At 60.0% G+C, this 15,852-nt stretch carries 16 protein-coding genes; 10 read left to right on the forward strand and 6 right to left on the reverse strand.

The window, feature by feature from the left end:
* Positions 1-161 precede the first annotated feature (161 nt).
* Positions 162-695, reverse strand: coding sequence for a methylated-DNA--[protein]-cysteine S-methyltransferase (locus FHT73_RS25715; RefSeq protein WP_183715738.1), 534 nt, complete (start codon positions 693-695; stop codon positions 162-164).
* Positions 696-949: 254 nt separating this feature from the next.
* Here FHT73_RS25715 and FHT73_RS25720 point away from each other — a divergent pair, with 254 nt between their 5' ends.
* A complete protein-coding gene (locus tag FHT73_RS25720; RefSeq protein ID WP_183715740.1) occupies positions 950-1,285 on the forward strand; it encodes a DUF6665 family protein in 336 nt (111 codons plus the stop codon).
* 3 nt (positions 1,286-1,288) lie between these two features.
* On the opposite strand, the gene FHT73_RS25725 is transcribed toward FHT73_RS25720, so the two are convergent.
* The gene (locus FHT73_RS25725) at positions 1,289-2,491 is read right to left on the reverse strand and encodes an ROK family transcriptional regulator (RefSeq protein WP_183715742.1); all 1,203 of its coding nucleotides are present in this window, start codon (positions 2,489-2,491) and stop codon (positions 1,289-1,291) included.
* Positions 2,492-2,723: 232 nt separating this feature from the next.
* On the opposite strand from FHT73_RS25725, the gene FHT73_RS25730 reads away from it, so the two are divergent.
* From FHT73_RS25730 to FHT73_RS25770, 9 genes are all read left to right on the forward strand, one after another.
* A complete protein-coding gene (locus FHT73_RS25730; protein ID WP_183715744.1) occupies positions 2,724-3,962 on the forward strand; it encodes an extracellular solute-binding protein in 1,239 nt (412 codons plus the stop codon).
* A 70-nt stretch (positions 3,963-4,032) separates the two neighbouring features.
* Positions 4,033-4,917 carry a sugar ABC transporter permease gene (locus tag FHT73_RS25735; RefSeq protein WP_183715746.1) on the forward strand — a complete coding sequence of 295 codons (885 nt, stop codon included), beginning with the start codon at positions 4,033-4,035 and terminating at the stop codon, positions 4,915-4,917.
* Entirely contained in the window at positions 4,917-5,762 is an 846-nt protein-coding gene (locus FHT73_RS25740) for a carbohydrate ABC transporter permease (RefSeq protein WP_112338858.1), read from the forward strand. Before FHT73_RS25735 ends, FHT73_RS25740 begins: the two co-directional genes overlap by 1 nt.
* On the forward strand, positions 5,759-6,781 hold the full coding sequence (locus FHT73_RS25745) for an SIS domain-containing protein (RefSeq protein WP_183715748.1): 1,023 nt from the start codon (positions 5,759-5,761) through the stop codon (positions 6,779-6,781). Before FHT73_RS25740 ends, FHT73_RS25745 begins: the two co-directional genes overlap by 4 nt.
* Positions 6,782-7,708, forward strand: coding sequence for a PfkB family carbohydrate kinase (locus FHT73_RS25750; protein WP_183715749.1), 927 nt, complete (start codon positions 6,782-6,784; stop codon positions 7,706-7,708).
* Positions 7,708-8,772 (forward strand): ABC transporter ATP-binding protein, encoded by a 1,065-nt coding sequence (locus FHT73_RS25755; protein WP_183715751.1) that lies wholly within the window; start codon positions 7,708-7,710, stop codon positions 8,770-8,772. The genes FHT73_RS25750 and FHT73_RS25755 overlap by 1 nt, the downstream gene beginning before the upstream one ends.
* A 140-nt stretch (positions 8,773-8,912) precedes the next feature.
* Positions 8,913-10,130, forward strand: coding sequence for an MFS transporter (locus tag FHT73_RS25760; RefSeq protein WP_112609755.1), 1,218 nt, complete (start codon positions 8,913-8,915; stop codon positions 10,128-10,130).
* Between the two features lie 385 nt (positions 10,131-10,515).
* Positions 10,516-11,148: an outer membrane beta-barrel protein gene (locus FHT73_RS25765; RefSeq protein ID WP_112609753.1), complete on the forward strand. Its 633-nt coding sequence runs from the start codon at positions 10,516-10,518 to the stop codon at positions 11,146-11,148.
* 266 nt (positions 11,149-11,414) lie between these two features.
* Positions 11,415-11,687, forward strand: a complete 273-nt coding sequence (locus FHT73_RS25770; RefSeq protein ID WP_112609751.1) for a hypothetical protein — start codon at positions 11,415-11,417, stop codon at positions 11,685-11,687.
* A gap of 56 nt (positions 11,688-11,743) precedes the next feature.
* Here the strand turns inward: FHT73_RS25770 and FHT73_RS25775 are convergent, their stop codons facing one another.
* The 4 genes from FHT73_RS25775 to FHT73_RS25790 all read right to left on the reverse strand — a co-directional run bounded on the left by FHT73_RS25775 (position 11,744) and on the right by FHT73_RS25790 (position 15,758).
* Entirely contained in the window at positions 11,744-12,130 is a 387-nt protein-coding gene (locus tag FHT73_RS25775; RefSeq protein WP_112338850.1) for a hypothetical protein, read from the reverse strand.
* A gap of 80 nt (positions 12,131-12,210) precedes the next feature.
* Positions 12,211-13,107 carry a sterol desaturase family protein gene (locus FHT73_RS25780; protein WP_183715753.1) on the reverse strand — a complete coding sequence of 299 codons (897 nt, stop codon included), beginning with the start codon at positions 13,105-13,107 and terminating at the stop codon, positions 12,211-12,213.
* Between the two features lie 619 nt (positions 13,108-13,726).
* Positions 13,727-14,644 carry an AraC family transcriptional regulator gene (locus tag FHT73_RS25785; RefSeq protein WP_183715755.1) on the reverse strand — a complete coding sequence of 306 codons (918 nt, stop codon included), beginning with the start codon at positions 14,642-14,644 and terminating at the stop codon, positions 13,727-13,729.
* Positions 14,645-14,849: 205 nt separating this feature from the next.
* A complete protein-coding gene (locus tag FHT73_RS25790) occupies positions 14,850-15,758 on the reverse strand; it encodes an AraC family transcriptional regulator (RefSeq protein WP_183715757.1) in 909 nt (302 codons plus the stop codon).
* Between the last annotated feature and the right edge of the window lie 94 nt (positions 15,759-15,852).

Genomic DNA, 15,852 nt, shown 5'->3' on the forward strand with positions numbered 1-15,852 from the left:
CCCCTTCTCCCCTCGGGGGAGAAGGTGCCGGCAGGCGGATGAGGGGGATTCGCCAAGAGCATGAAAACCAATTAAATCAGCGTAGTTAACCCCCTCATCCGACCCTTCAGGCCACCTTCTCCCCAAGGGGAGAAGGAGTTTACAGTGCCAAGCATGAGAGATCAGGCAGCGAAATCGAATGTCTTCGTATCCGCTCCTTCGAGGCGCAGCAGATAGGCCTTGCGCTTGAGACCGCCGGCAAATCCCCTGAGATCGCCTGCCGACCCCACTACGCGATGGCAGGGCGCGATGATCGAGATCGGGTTGCGGCCATTGGCGGCGCCGACCGCACGGATCGCCTTTGCCGAGCCGATCTCGGTCGCAATCTGGCGGTAGCTCCGTGTTTCGCCGAAGGGAATGGCGAGCAGCGCCTGCCAAACTTTCTGCTGAAACTCCGTTCCGGCAAAATCGAGCGGCAGATCGAAAGCCTGTCGTTCGCCGGCAAAATATTCGCGGAGCTGCCGCTCGGTTTCCAGCAATACAGGATGGCCGTCATCTTCAGCAACAATAAGCAGCGGCACGCGGCCCGGGCGATCATTGTCCCAGAGGATCGCGGCAAGTCCATCATCGCTGCCGACGAGCTTCAAGGCACCGACAGGCGAGTCCATGATCCGATAGACATACTGCTTTTCCGCATTTTTCGAAGCGTTGGTCATGCCGATATCCTTTCTTTGAATTGCGCTTGCGGCATCGGGCGAGATTGCCTCCGATGGAGCGCTGATGTCCGTATTGGACCTTAAATGAGCGTTCGCAACCACCCGAAAACGGACGGCCGGCAAGAAAATCCCGGCATTTCCCGGTTCCTGTCTTCAGCTGCAAGATGACGCAGCCTCCATGCGCACGCTTGGGGAATGGGCTGGAATTGTATAGAATCGTGGAAAGCGAGATCATCAAGCATGCGGAGCTCGATATGACAGTTCGCCCGCCACGCAACTTCAATCCATCTCAAACCAAAGAAACCGGCCTCGGCATTCTTGAGTATGAGATGCTATCGGAACGCGCCAGCACGCTCGGCCATCATGGCATGAAGGTGGAAGCGGCGCTTGCAGCCTTGCAAGAGGGCGAAGCCAAGGGCAAGGCGGGCGTGGAGCACGAGCGGCTGGTGGATATCGCGGCGCAAGCCGTCTGGGGAATGTTCATCCATCGCGAGATCTGCGGTCTGCGCAACGGCCGCGATGTCATCCAGCGCTATGGCATTCCGAACAAGGTGCTTGCGCGCCTCGGCGCCAGCCCGCGACACCCCTGAATATCAGGATTTCAAGATCGCCTGGAAACGCGGATCGAAGGCGTGGCCGATCGGCTCGGCAGCGGCACCGCGCGCCACGGCCCAGGGATCGGTCATGCCGAGCTGCAGGCGGGGTAGCAACCGGTCGGGGCGATCGGCATTGGAGGGCAATAGCGGCTGCATGGCCGCGATCAGCCGCGTTGCGAGCGCTACGGGCGCACCGCCGCAAAGAATCACCGTTTGCGGGTCGAAGATGGTTTCGATGAGCTGTACGCTCCAGCGCAGGTCAACTGCCGCCCTTTCGATCCAGGCGAGAATATCCGGGTCATCGGCAGCGGCGCGCTTGTCTATCACCGAATAGATATCCGGCGCCATCGGATCGACGCCGAGGTGATCATACAGAGAAGCCAGCGAGGCGCGATGCTCCAGCTGGGTCTGTTTTCCGCCTGATGTCAGCAGCGCCATGCCGATTTCGCCGGCATTGCCATGGGCGCCGCTATAGAGCTCGCCGCCGAGGATCAGCCCGGCACCGATACCGTAGCCGACATAGAGGCAGACGGCGTGATCGAGCCCATGCGCGGCCCCGACCATGCGCTCGGCGGTCGCGCAGGCGGCGGCGTCGTTTTGCAGGGTGACGTTGAGGCCGGTTCCGGCCGACAGCGTTTCCAGCAGCGGAAAACGCTGCCAGGCGCCCATCATCCAGGGATTGTCGGCATCGTCCTGCTCGATGCCGAACGGGCCCGGCATCGCCGCACCGAGGCCGACGAGCCGCTTCTCCGCCTGCGCGACACTTTGCTTCAGTTCGCTGCGCACATCCTCTACCAACTGCAGGACGACGGGCGTGCCCGTTGCCGGGCCACCGGCCGGTAGGTTCGCTTCCTTGCGGATGAGAACATTGCCGACGAGGTCGACGGCGATCGCGCGGGTGATATGGCGGTCGATCTGCAGACCGATGGCGAAAGCTCCCTCGGGCACGAGACCATAAGGTGTCGAGGGCTGGCCGCGCCCGCGTCGCACCGTTTCCCTTGATGTGACGAGCCCGTCGTGTTCCAGCTCCTCCATGATGTTGGAGACTGTCTGCTTTGTCAGGCGCGTGGCGCGTGCAAGGTCGGCGCGGGAGAGCGCACCATTGAGCCGCAGGGCATCAATGATCACCCGCCGGTTATGGGCGCTGGTGCCCTCGTGGTTCGTTCCGCTCGTTGCCCTGATCGGGCGAATATCGTTCATCTGTTTTTGCCTCTTGACAGCAATAGAATATTGAAGAACAAATTAGTCAAGACAATTGACTTAAAAGAAACCACAGAGTTTCATCAGGGAACAAAACGGAGCCTTCTGGCTCTAGAGACGCGCCGATCGATGCTCGGCGGCCAGCCCGGCCAATTGCCTGCTCGACAACCGATGGCGACGCTTCAGCCGCCATTGGAAAAATCGCGTGACTGTCAAAAAACCGGAGGATGGAATGTTGAAATCATTGAACAAGACATTGCTCGGCGCAGCGCTGATCGGCGTATCCTTCGCCTCGCACGCTTTTGCCGAAACCACGATCAATGCCCTTTTCATGGCGCAGGCCGCCTATAGCGAAGCCGATGTGCGCGCCATGACGGACGCCTTCTCCAAGGCCAATCCTGACATCAAGGTCAATCTTGAATTCGTCCCTTATGAAGGCCTGCACGATAAGACCGTGCTGGCTCAAGGGTCCGGCGGCGGCTACGACGTCGTGCTCTTCGACGTGATCTGGCCGGCCGAATACGCGACGAACAAGGTTCTGGTCGACGTTTCCTCGCGCATCTCCGACGACACGAAGAAGAGCGTGCTGCCGGGCGCATGGACGACGGTGCAGTATGAGGGCAAATATTATGGCATGCCCTGGATCCTCGATACCAAGTATCTGTTCTACAACAAGGAAATCCTGGAAAAGGCCGGCATCAAGACGCCGCCGAAGACCTGGGACGAACTGAACGAACAGGCCAAGATCATCAAGGACAAGGGCCTGCTGGCAACGCCGATCGCCTGGAGCTGGTCGCAGGCGGAAGCCGCGATCTGCGACTACGCCACGCTGGTCAGCGCCTATAAGGGTGATTTCATCAAGGACGGCAAGCCCGCCTTTCAGACCGGCGGCGGCCTCGATGCCCTGAAATACATAGTCACCAGCTACAAGTCCGGCCTCACCAACCCGAACTCCAAGGAATTCCTCGAAGAGGATGTCCGCAAGGTCTTCGAAAACGGCGACGCCGCCTTCGCGCTGAACTGGACCTACATGTACAACATGGCGAACGACCCGAAGGACAGCAAGGTCGCGGGCAAGGTCGGCGTCGTGCCGGCACCAGGTGTGGCCGGCAAGAGCGAGGCTTCAGCCGTCAATGGCTCGATGGGCCTCGGCATCACGTCCGCCAGCAAGCATCCGGACGAGGCCTGGAAGTACATCACTTTCATGACCTCGCAAGCGACGCAGAACCAGTATGCCAAGCTCAGCTTGCCGATCTGGGCATCGTCCTACGACGACCCCGCCGTGACCAAGGGCCAGGAAGAGCTGATCGCAGCCGCAAAGGTCGGCCTCGCCGCCATGTATCCGCGTCCGACGACGCCGAAGTATCAGGAACTGTCGACAGCACTTCAGCAGGCGATCCAGGAATCCCTGCTCGGCCAATCTTCCCCGGAAGATGCGCTGAAGTCGGCAGCCTCCAACAGCGGTCTCTGATAGTCTTATCGGGCGGCGCCAAGCGCCGCCCGCCTCTACCCTCCATGAAGAATGAAAGAAGGGGCCCGCCATGTCCGGCACCTCGATGACAACTCGCGCCTGGCTTTTGATGCTGCCCCTGCTAGTGGTGATGATCGCCGTCATCGGCTGGCCTCTCGTCGATACGGTCGGCCTTTCTTTCACCGATGCGAAGCTTGTGGGAACCGGCGGCAATTTTGTCGGTATCGACAACTATCCAAAGATGCTGGCGAATTCCAATTTCCAGCGCACCCTGATTACCACGGCGTGGTTCGCAATCATCTCCGTCGCCGCCGAAATGGTGCTCGGCGTGCTGGCCGCCCTGCTGCTGAACCAGGACTTCAAGGGCCGGGGCGTGCTGCGCGCGCTGATGATCCTGCCCTGGGCGCTGCCAACCGTCGTCAACGCGACACTCTGGCGGCTGATCTACAATCCCGAATATGGCGCGCTGAACGCGGCACTCACCCAACTCGGCCTCATCGACGCCTATCGCTCCTGGCTCGGCGAGCCGGGCACGGCGCTCACGGCACTCATAGTCGCCGATTGCTGGAAGAATTTCCCGCTAGTGGCGCTGATTGCGCTCGCCGCCCTGCAGGCCGTGCCGCGCGATATCACCGCCGCCTCGCTGGTCGACGGCGCCGGCCCCTTCAAGCGCTTCCGCTTCGTGATCCTTCCATATCTTGTCGGGCCATTGATGGTCGCGTTGGTGTTGCGCACCATCGAGGCTTTCAAGGTGTTCGACATCATCTGGGTGATGACCCGCGGCGGCCCGGCAAACAGCACGCGCACGCTGTCGATCCTCGTCTACCAGGAAGCCTTCTCCTTCCAGCGAGCGGGGTCAGGTGCATCGCTCGCCCTTATCGTTACGCTGCTGGTTACGGTGCTGGCCGCCGCCTATGCCGCCCTCGTTCGCAAAACCGCAGGGAGTGCCACCTGATGGAACGCAAGAGCCCGCTCTTTACCTGCTTCATCTATATCTGCGCCATCCTACTCGCCATCGTCATCCTGGCGCCGATCGCCTGGCTCTTCATCATGAGCATTTCGCCGGCTGCCGATCTTGCCGCCAAGCCGCTGCGCTGGTGGCCGCAGACGGCGGATTTCTCGCGCTACAGAGTGCTGCTGTCGACGCTGGAAAACAGCGAAGGCGCCGCCTTCACATCGTCGCTGCGCAACAGCATCGAAGTCGCCGGCATGGCGACCATCGCCGCTATTGCGCTCGCCATCCCCGCCGGCTGGGCCGTGTCGCGCACGCCGTCCGTCGGGTGGTCGCTCTCTATGGTCATCGCCACCTATATGCTGCCGCCGGTGGCACTCGCCGTGCCGCTCTATATGGGGCTTGCCTATCTCGGCCTGCTCAACAACGTCTTCGGCCTGGCACTCGTCTATCTGACGATCCTTGCGCCGTTCACGACCTGGCTGATGAAATCCGGCTTCGATTCCATTCCGAAGGAAATCGAGGCTGCGGCGATGATCGATGGCGCCGGGCTGTTCCAGACGCTGAAGATCATCACGCTGCCGCTTGCCATGCCCGTCATGGCGACCTCGGCGCTCTTCGCCTTCCTGCTTGCCTGGGATGAATTCTTCTACGCGCTGCTCTTCACGTCAGACCAGCGCGCCAAGACGCTCACCGTCGCCATAGCGGATCTGGCCGGCGGCCGTGTCTCGGATTACGGACTGATCGCGACTGCCGGTGTGCTGGCCGCCCTGCCCCCGGTGTTGATCGGCCTTGTCATGCAACGTGCCCTGATCTCGGGCCTTACCAATGGCGGCGTCAAGGGATGATCATGACCACAGAGAACACACGCCCCGAAGGCCTTGCCGCCATCGACCGCGAAATGGCTCGCCAGCACGCCGACGCGCTTGCCTCCTTCGAAGCATCAGCCGATATGGCGGCCAAGGCCGCCGCTTCGCTGAAGCGCACAGGCAAGCTCTTGCTGCTCGGCATGGGCGGCTCCCATGCCGTCAACCGCGCCGTCGAGCCACTCTATCGCGCCGCCGGCATCGATGCGATCGCACTGCCGCTCTCCGAGCAGCTCGGCCAGCCATTGTCGTCGGATGGACGCACGGTCTTCATGACCTCGCAATCCGGGGAAAGTGCCGAGGTCGTGCGCTGGTTCAAGGAAACGGGCGGTACTGCCGACACGTTCGGCCTGACCCTGGAGGGCAGCTCCTTCCTCGCAAAGACCGCTCCCTCCCTCGTCGGCGTTGGCGGCACCGAGCTTGCCTTTGCGGCAACCCGCAGCCTCACCGTCACCTTCGCGCTGCATCTGGCGATCTTCGCAGCCCTCGGTCAGGATCCGGCATCTGCGCTCGCCGTGCTTCGTGCCCCGGAGACGCTCGATATCAAGCCGGCTCTCGCGGCTCTCGCCAATGTCGCGACGGTGGTTACCTCAGGCCGCCGCCTGCAGGGCGTTGCGGAGGCGCTGGCGCTCGGTCTCACCGAGCTTTCCCGCCGTCCCTGCTTCTCGCTTGAAGGCGGTCAGCTGCGTCACGGGCCGATGGAAATGCTCGGGCCTTCGATCGGCGTCGTCCTTTTCCGCGGCAATGATGCGACGGCTGGTCTCGTGACGGCCATGGCCGTTTCCGCCGTCGAGACGGGTGCGCCCGTAATCGTCTTCGACGGTTCGCAAGAAGAGCCTGTGTCTGGCTGCGTCACCCTGCGCTTCAAACCGGAAACAGGCATTGCCGCCGTCTTCCAGATGCTGCCCGTTGCCCAGTTACTGATGATCGCCTTTGCCGACGAGCGGGTGGAGAATGCCGGCACGCCGGTGCGCTCCGCCAAGATCACCCGGAGCGAATGAATGAAGCCGCTTGCAGTCATCGGCAACGTTAACATCGATCTGATCCTCGGACCGGCGGCACCTTGGCCGAAGGCCGGCACCGAGATCATCGTCGATCATGACGAGCTGCGAGTCGGCGGTCAGGCGGGCAATAGCGCGCTTGCCTGGGAAGGCCTTGGCGTCGATTACGAGATTGCCGCCAATGTCGGCAGCGACCAGTTCGGACGCTGGCTCAGCGAAGCCTTCGGGGCGCGCAGCAGCAAATGGCCGGTGCGTCCGGAGGGCACGACGCTCTCGGTCGGCATCACCCATCCCGATGGCGAGCGCACCTTCTTCACGACGCGTGGGCACCTGCCGCGGTTCAATATCGATGACGTGTTTGCGGTTCTCGACGGCAACAGGCTTGCCGGTGGTTATGCGCTTCTGTGCGGCGCCTTCCTCACAGAAGATCTCACGCGGGACTACGATGCCCTGTTCGACTGGGCCGACAAGCATGGGATCACCGTCGCGCTCGACACCGGCTGGCCACTCGACGGCTGGACGGATACGAATTGCAGCGCGACCCGTGACTGGCTTGCGCGCTGCGGCGTGGCGCTCATGAACGAAGTCGAGACGACGACCTTAGCCGGCATGGACGATCCGGCCGAAGCCGCGCGCGCGCTCCATGCGTTGATGCCTCAAGGTGCCATCTTCGTCGTCAAGCGCGGTCCGGATGGCGCGATCGCCATCGATGCTGACGGCAATCTCGTTTCGGCCGCGGCGCCCCGCGTCACTGTCGTCGATACGATCGGCGCCGGTGATGTCTTCAATGCCGGCTTTCTGGCCGCCCTTGCCCGCGGCGAGCCGCCTGCGGCCTGCCTCTCGGCGGGGACCGCGGTCGCATCCCGCGCCATTTCCACACTGCCGCGCAGCTACGGCCCGGCCCAAGCATCCGAGGAGGCCGTTTAATGAGCGCGCTCGAAATCCAGAACATCCGCAAGAGCTACGGCGAAGTGGAGACGCTGAAAGGCATCGATATTTCGCTCGAAAGCGGCGAATTCCTGGTGCTGCTCGGCTCTTCGGGCTGCGGCAAGTCCACGCTTCTGAACATCATCGCCGGGCTTGCCGAGGCGACGAGCGGCGATATCCGCATCGGCGATCGCTCCGTGCTCGGCGTGCATCCGAAGGACCGCGACATCGCCATGGTGTTCCAGTCCTACGCGCTCTATCCAAACCTCTCGGTCCACCGCAACATCGGCTTCGGCCTGGAAATGCGCAAGGTGCCTGCCGCCGAGCGCGACAAGGCGGTACGCGAGGCGGCGAAGCTCTTGCAGATCGAAGCACTGCTGGAGCGCAAGCCGAGCCAGCTTTCCGGCGGCCAGCGCCAGCGCGTAGCGATCGGCCGGGCGCTGGTGCGCAAGCCGGAGGTCTTCCTCTTCGATGAGCCGCTCTCCAACCTCGACGCCAAGCTGCGCATGGAGATGCGCACCGAGTTGAAGCGCCTGCACCAGATGCTGAAGACCACGGTCGTCTATGTGACGCACGACCAGATCGAGGCAATGACGCTCGCAACGCGCATCGCCGTGATGCGCGACGGCCGGATCGAGCAGCTCGGCACGCCGGACGAAATCTACAATCATCCGGCAACACTTTACGTCGCGACCTTCGTCGGTGCGCCGCCGATGAACCTTTTGAACGCGACCGCCGACCAGGGTTCGCTGCGCATCGACGGCACCTCGATCATCCTGCCGATGCCGTCGACGAAAGCGGCGATCAACCAAGGCCAGGAGCTGGTCATCGGCATCCGGCCGGAAACACTGCATCTCGATGAGGGCGGCAAGCTCGAAGCCATATGCGAAGTCGCGGAATTGACCGGCCCCGAACTGATCGTGACAGCGCAGGCGGGCTCGCAGCGGCTGATGGCCTGCCTGCCGCCGCGCACAGTGATTGCCGAAGGGCAGAGCCTCAAGCTCGGCTTCGACGCAGGCGCGCTGCATCTCTTCGATCGCGCCACCGGCCAGCGCTGCGAATAGATCTTCGCACCCTGGAGACATGATCGCTGAGGGTGCGCAGGTGGCCGCTGCGGTCCCCGCTGCAATAATTTTATTTCCGTAATGTTGCCGCAAGGCGGAGCGCCGAACCTGACGATGAAAACGATCGTCAGGAAAGAGCCATGTTTCAACTTCAACGCCGCGTGCGATGGCCTTTCGTCGGGCTTCAATTGAGCAATATCGCTCTGAATTCCAGCCATGCCTTTGCAGCCGTCCTCTATCCCTGGATCATGTACGATCTCACCCGTAGCGTCGTGTGCATGGCGCTGATCGCTTTCGTGAACGGCATGGTTCTTCTGATCGGCATGGTCTTTGGCGGCTATGTGGCGGAGATGCTGGGCACGCGCCACACCGCGCTCATCTCCGCGAAGATCGGCATGCTGGCGTCGCTGATGATCGCGATCCTCTATATGGCGGACTTCCTGCATCCGGGCACCTTCCTCCTTCTCAGCTTCGCAGGGTCGATACTCGACGGTCCGGCGACTGTCGCCACCGAGGCGAAGACGCCGGAAATCGCGCGGCTTTCGAGGCTGTCATCAGCCGCGGCGGTTTCCATCGACGATACGATCGATGGCCTCTTGCTGTTGACGGCTTCTGCCGCCAGCGCTTTCATCATTGCCGTCATCGGCCCGAAGGATGCGGCATGGTGGATCGTAATCGGCAATTTCATCGCCATGATGCTGCTGTCTTTCAGCCTGCCGCGGTTCCGGCTGGGGCCGGCGCCGAAGCTTGGCGATATCCTCCACGCCGGCAGGCGGTTCCGCACTGCAGCCGTGTCTTTGCCATTCGCTCTTTGCGCAAGTGCGGCGCTCGGCTTCTTCATGGTGCTGCAGATTTTCATCGTGCCGGCTGCCTTGCGCCTGCAGGGTGAATCGGTGGCGTGGCTCGGGCTCTTCATTGCAGCATCGGCGACGGGCACGATCATGATGAACCTGCATCTCGCATCGCGCCATGCCTTACCGGCGCCTACGGCTATCGTTTCCAAGGCTCTGCTCGGCCTAGCGCTTTCGATGGGCATTCTATGGATCGAGATTTCGCCGATGACGATGATGGTGGCCGGTCTCGTTGCCGGATTGGCGAACGGCTGGCTTTCACCCGCCTTCGTCGCGATCCTGCAATTGAAGCCGCCACGCGACTGCCGACCCCATGTGATGGGTCTTTCCTATTCGATCGCTCTGCTATTCCTGCCGGTCGAATACATGCTGACGGGCGCTGCGATGGGTCTGACCTCGTTTCGCACGGCCTGCATCTTTCTGGCATTCTTGCTGTCGCTGGGCGCGGCCGTCGGCGCGGCGTGGGTGGAATCCGCTCGTGATGAGGAGCCGCAAGCAGTCGACTAAAACGAAGGATGGGCAGGTAGGCTGCGCGCAAGGACGCTGATCGGTCAAGAAATGAACTTCACGATCGAGATTGGTAGAGGCGCCATCATCAGGCAACGGACAAAGATCCTGCATACCCATCACGACGCTCCGACTGCTAGACCTTAAGAAATAGTTAAGGAAATCCGATCAACTATCTTAAAATACTAGATAATTTATGAATATTTTTCAATCCTGCAATGTACTCGCAATTCTCACCGGCAAAATGACCTCCATCTCCTGAAGGCGACCCGCTCCCCAAGGCGGTCGGTCCCGGAGAGCAGCAGGAACCGATGTTCGGTTCTCCAACGCAACTGAGACCTTGCGAGCGTCGAGAGTGGCGCATGGGTTTCGTATGGAGTTAGCAATGTCGCTCAGCGTAAAATCGATTCTGTTCGCGGCTCTGGCCATGGCGGCCGCAAACAATGCATCAGCCGCCGATCTTACCACCTACCAGGCCCCGGATGCCTCCGCCTATGACAGGCCGGCGGCCTTTCAGTGGAGCGGCGCCTATTTCGGTGCCCATGGCGGTATCGCCTCGCCTAAGTTCAATCCTTTCGCCAGCGGCAAGGGGCTGACCGGCGGCGTGCAAGCCGGCTACAATTTCCAGGTAGGACCAGGTATCGTCGGCGCCGAACTGGAAGGCTCCTATCTCGGAAACAACGAACTGCACGTACCGAACGGCAAGGTGGAAGAACGCTTCCGCGGCGCGGCCAAGGCCAAGGCCGGCCTGACCTTCGACCGCACGCTGGTCTATGGCACCGCGGGTCTGACGATGACGAAATTCGAAGGCGGCAAGGGCGTTTCCACCTCTGGCGGCTGGAAGCAGGGTTATCTTGTCGGCGGCGGCGTCGAACAGGGCTTCGGCGGCGGCCTGTCGGCCAAGATCGAATATAACTACGTCATGACCAACGACGTCTCCACGACGACATCGAGCGGCAAGTCGAAGACCGATCTGCGCGATCACGTCATCAAGGCCGGCCTGAACTATCGCTTCTGATCGCCGATTTGCAGAGGTCAGCATGTCCTAGTCAAGCCAGGGCATGCGCGAAGGAGAGCGGCGGAGGATGGCTGATCGAACCCCAAATCAGCGCTTTCGCCGCTTTCGATCATGAAAGTCAGCCGCGTCATGCGTACGCAATCGAACCATTCGCTGCCATCGCGTTTCGCACGATCGGCGGTCTTGCGGTTGCCCGAAAGTTGCCGGACAATCCCGGTGGAGAAGTGCAGCGAAGCGATGACTGATCCGCCAAGGGATCCGACTGCATGAGATGCCAAGCCCCGTGGTTCCATGTCAAAGCCTATGGTTACGGAGCCGGCCGGCCTTGCTGCTGGCAGGGCTGGATGGCGCTTGTTATCTATGCGCTGGTGCTGATGGCCTTTATCTTCGTCGGCGGGCCTAATGCGGATAGTCATCCAATCGGCTACGCCACAGCGATCATCGTCCCGACGGCATTGCTGATTTTCGTTGCCTGGTGGAAAAGCGATGCCCCATGGCGTTGGCGATGGGGCAAAATTGACGAACCAGGTCGGGATTGAGTTGTTCCCTTGCGAGCAGCGGAATCATCCGGCTTCCGCTGGGCCGCTAGAGGGATTTATTCGCATTCAAGCGAAGGTTGGCGAAAACTCGTTACATACCAATCGGGACCGGAGCCTCGGGTATAGAAGGTGTAGAAACATTCCGTATGCTCGACGTAACCTGGCGTTTCGGTGACTTCATAACGTTTGCCGCGACGTGTATCCCGGATTTCGCCGCTGGATTGGCCTGACACCACCTGCGTCTTCTGCTTGCGCCATTGATAGGCACGCGCGCCCGGGCCTAGATCATAGACATTATCCGGCGGACCATAGTCCAGCATCACGCTGCTGATCGGCGCGCCAATATAGCTCTTCATGATCTGCGAGGCACAGGCCGGCAGGATTAGCAGGACTATGAGCGCAGCAATTCCACGGGGGAGCTGCTTCATGCGAATGGCAGTCATCAGAACGTCCTTTGCAACTGGAGAGAGATTGCTGGCAGAGGTACGTCTCATGGATTACGGCAGCATTGCGCTTTGCGGCATCAGCCGCTTTTTGTCGGGCGCCCAAGGATCTGGCGGATGCCTTCCTTGCGGAAAGGCTGCGCCAGCTGGCCGAGAAAATTTTTCGCGACCTCGCCGCGGATGCCAATATCCGTCGAAGATGGTCGATCGGGATTGAAATAGGTGCCAAACAGCAGATCGAAGAACACGACATTCTCACCGTAGTTCGTGTTGCCCTCGCGCATGTCCTTGGAATGATGCCAGCGATGCAGTCGCGGCGTGCTGAAGATATAATCGAAAATACCGGTTCGCATATCGACGTTGCAGTGGGTGAGAATGCCCATGAACGCCGTGATCGCACCAAGCCACCAGAAAACCTGGAGCGGTGCGCCCAGCAGATAGATCGGCAGCTGGCTGAGGGCTACCTTGAACAGCGAATCGGCAATGTGGAAGCGGCCTGTGTTGACGACCCATAGCCTGATAACGCTGTGATGCAGCGCGTGAAAGCGCCAGAAGAACAATCTTTCATGGGCGATCCGATGCGCCCAGTAGAGGCCGAATTCCGCGACGACGACAGCGATCGCCACTTGAAACGGCATGGGTGGTGCCGTCGGCCACAGATCGAAGCGGGCACCGGCGAACGGCTGCAGCACAGTGGCCGTCAGCATCGGGAAAACGGCGCCGACTAGTGCAAACAGTTGCACCGCCCCCTTGGTCAGCAGCGTATGGGCGACGTTATTAGCCGTCTCGCCATCAGGAAGCAGCCAATGCCGCTCATAGGGAATATAGCGTTCGAGCAGCAAGAGCAGCAGCACCTCGCCGGTATAGACAAGCGCAAAGCCAAACATTGGCCGTTCGCTCTCGAAAGCGAAATGAGTGAGAAGCAGGCCAGAGAAGAACACCAAAGGCCAGGACGACAGCGAGAGGACCGTTTTCATTGCCAATCCAGCCAGTCCAGCAGCTCCCGGCAAGATCGGGGCTGGCCGTCGTTAAAACGCCCGTTGGTACATGGATTGATAAAGGATCGTCGTGTACGGCTATATTTTTCATCCGGCCAGTCGCGCCATCGGTCATGCCGCCAGGCGCGCCGCAACTCCTCGCAACTCTTCGGACGCCCGTCGCTCACGCGGCCATCGGTACATGGGTCATATCTATATTGAACGAGGAGAGGGTGCCGATTTCTGCGCTCCGAACCGAGTTCGGCGGCCGATAGAGAGGAGCTGCCGACCGCCAGGATGCAGGCCAAAAGAAGAAAAAACCGCATAACCACCCGCCTTTGATTGCTTTGATGCACGGATGGTCTGCGAAGCAGATTACGGGAGCATTGCGTTATTTCGGGAAAATGTGCGGCTAGCTTTTCGACAGACGATTGCCAGGGCAGCTGCGGGCTTGGCTAGTATTGCCATGGCTAGGAGCTGAGGGGGATAGATTATTGGTTGCGGGGGCCTGAGCCCATGAAGACTTGTAGATTTTCAAGCCTCAGGCTGGGCTTGAGGCAATAATTTCGCTTTTTGCCGGCGGTCGGCATGACGGCGCACGGGGAACATATTTAATCGCCTAAAGCGAGGATGATCTGACGCCGGCGGCGAGCCGCCAAGCTTCAGGTGTGATGGTCATCGATCTTGTGAAGGCGCCAACAAAATTGACGACTTCCGGATATCCGCATGCTGCGGCTATGTCCGCAAGCGAGAGCTCACCATTCCGAAGCAACAGACAGGCGCGTTCCAGACGTGCTTCTCGAAGCCATTCGTGGGGTGTCATTCCCGTCGTCTCACGGAAAGCGCGGATGAACGCAAATCTTGGCAGATCGCAAAGGAGAGCGATCTCGCTGATTGAAACCTTAGCCGCAATCCTGCTTCTCAAAAGCTCTTTTGCGAGATGCTCCTGCTTCTTCGAAAGCGTCAGTCGGCGATCTGGCGTTCGAAGGCGTCCGTTCCCGTAGGTATGAGCCAGGTGAACGCCAATCGCAGTGGAGATCTGGTCCACAAAGAGGCGATTACTTTGCTGCCTTGCTCCACATCCAATCAGCGTGCGCAACAATCCGGCTAGCAGCGCATCCGGACGTGCGGTCGTGGTTGCCAGGGCAGAAACGTCTCCCAAGTCCGATTCTGCCGCGATCTCCTCAAGGTCAGAGCCCGAAATTTGCGCCAGAATAAAGTCAAACGAGCCGCTCAAATCGGCTTTGTAGGACTCGCACAGATCACGAACATAGATGTGGCTCTCGTTAAAATCGTGAACGGTCGAGCGCTGCCCATCGAAAATCCGCCTGCGGTGACCACGCTGAACCGAAAGACCAATTAGATATCCATCTGCACCTGCCGGGGTGGTGACTCTTCCTGGTGCCGTTTTCGATGCCTTTCTGAAAAAGGTCATGTTACCGGCGAAAAGCTGCCAGTCCTCATCGAGCCTCTCCACCGTGCATCCGAAGGAATCCCTCTTATGTTGGACCCTGACGCCAAGTCCGTCCATCGCCATTGGTAGTGCCTCTCGGTTTCAACGAAACTCGGTAGAGCCCCGCCCCGCATTGTTCAGTTAGGTATAACTTGATGCCCGCGTCGAATCCATAGGTCGCCTCATATGCCGCTGCTCCGGGAGCTTCCGATGCCGAGCCGTGAAGTCGACATTATCGCACTTGACGCAAGCACCAGTAATCATCGAACGATTTTTTGCAAAGATTCGCTCAGTGAGTTTTCCTGTGCCGCCAAGCCGCGGGCGTGGAGCCCGTTTCGCGTGCAAAGACCTTGGTAAAATGGCTTTGATCGGTGAATCCGCATTCGGCCGCGATATCCTTGAGCGAGTGCGCGGACGTCGGCAGAAGGTCTTTGGCATGATCGATCCGGATTTTCATAAGCCATTGATAGGGCGTTATTCCAGTTGCTCTACGGAATTCCCGAGTGAAATGATTGGGCGATAGCCCGGTTGCAGACGAAATCTCGACTACACTCAGTTCGCGTCCTAAATTTTCGATCATGTATTCTTTAGCGGCCTTCTCCTGCTCCACCGATAGAGAGCTGGGCGAAACGCCGTTGCACATGAACTTATCGCAGTAATCGTGAAGCAAGTGAGCGCAGACTGCGAGCGCCATGGACTTCAGGAGCGCCGGCAGGACGAGGCCACTTGCGTCGAACAACGACACGAGAGCCGTTGCCAAATTTGACAGAACCTCATCCGGATGCCGCCTCTTGCAAATGAGCTTGCTATTTCTCGTAAAAGTCGAAATCCTTGCAATCTCCAGAAGAAGCGCCTTGGGCAGGACGAGCGCAAGAGCGTGGAGATCGCTATGCAATTCAAAGGCCGCGCCGTCGAAAAGATCGATGAGACATATTAATCCCCGTCGATAGGAATTGACGGCAGTGCGGGTACCGTATCGGTCGATGTCGGCGTGGAGCGCATCTTCAAGGTATATCATAAGGAGATAGGCATCCGAGGTCGGAATCCTTGCCTCCTGAAATTGGCCGCCCCCCAGAGTCTTTGTCAGCTTCGCCGTATAAAAGACAGCCGATTCCACTGGCACCACTTCCAGAACCGCCGCCTCCGGTATGCCGAAATAACTCCCGATACCCGCTCCGCTGAAATGTTCAGGGCTCAACCGTCTCTCCCGTCCAACCTTAAGCACATCAGCCCAGATACCCTCCTCCAGGCTAGAACATACTGGAACGGATATATTCGACAACTAGCAATCA

It is taken from the genome of Rhizobium sp. BK098 (genome assembly GCF_014193155.1).
GTDB lineage: Bacteria > Pseudomonadota > Alphaproteobacteria > Rhizobiales > Rhizobiaceae > Rhizobium.

Coding starts and splice junctions, on each gene's coding strand:
- FHT73_RS25785 (WP_183715755.1), bottom strand. CDS start 14,644: ATGGCGATGGACGGACTTGGCGTCAGGGTCCAACATAAGAGGGATTCC.
- FHT73_RS25715 (WP_183715738.1), bottom strand. CDS start 695: ATGACCAACGCTTCGAAAAATGCGGAAAAGCAGTATGTCTATCGGATC.
- FHT73_RS25720 (WP_183715740.1), top strand. CDS start 950: ATGACAGTTCGCCCGCCACGCAACTTCAATCCATCTCAAACCAAAGAA.
- FHT73_RS25780 (WP_183715753.1), bottom strand. CDS start 13,107: ATGAAAACGGTCCTCTCGCTGTCGTCCTGGCCTTTGGTGTTCTTCTCT.
- FHT73_RS25735 (WP_183715746.1), top strand. CDS start 4,033: ATGTCCGGCACCTCGATGACAACTCGCGCCTGGCTTTTGATGCTGCCC.
- FHT73_RS25725 (WP_183715742.1), bottom strand. CDS start 2,491: ATGAACGATATTCGCCCGATCAGGGCAACGAGCGGAACGAACCACGAG.
- FHT73_RS25730 (WP_183715744.1), top strand. CDS start 2,724: ATGTTGAAATCATTGAACAAGACATTGCTCGGCGCAGCGCTGATCGGC.
- FHT73_RS25745 (WP_183715748.1), top strand. CDS start 5,759: ATGATCATGACCACAGAGAACACACGCCCCGAAGGCCTTGCCGCCATC.
- FHT73_RS25775 (WP_112338850.1), bottom strand. CDS start 12,130: ATGACTGCCATTCGCATGAAGCAGCTCCCCCGTGGAATTGCTGCGCTC.
- FHT73_RS25755 (WP_183715751.1), top strand. CDS start 7,708: ATGAGCGCGCTCGAAATCCAGAACATCCGCAAGAGCTACGGCGAAGTG.
- FHT73_RS25740 (WP_112338858.1), top strand. CDS start 4,917: ATGGAACGCAAGAGCCCGCTCTTTACCTGCTTCATCTATATCTGCGCC.
- FHT73_RS25770 (WP_112609751.1), top strand. CDS start 11,415: ATGAGATGCCAAGCCCCGTGGTTCCATGTCAAAGCCTATGGTTACGGA.
- FHT73_RS25750 (WP_183715749.1), top strand. CDS start 6,782: ATGAAGCCGCTTGCAGTCATCGGCAACGTTAACATCGATCTGATCCTC.
- FHT73_RS25765 (WP_112609753.1), top strand. CDS start 10,516: ATGTCGCTCAGCGTAAAATCGATTCTGTTCGCGGCTCTGGCCATGGCG.
- FHT73_RS25760 (WP_112609755.1), top strand. CDS start 8,913: ATGTTTCAACTTCAACGCCGCGTGCGATGGCCTTTCGTCGGGCTTCAA.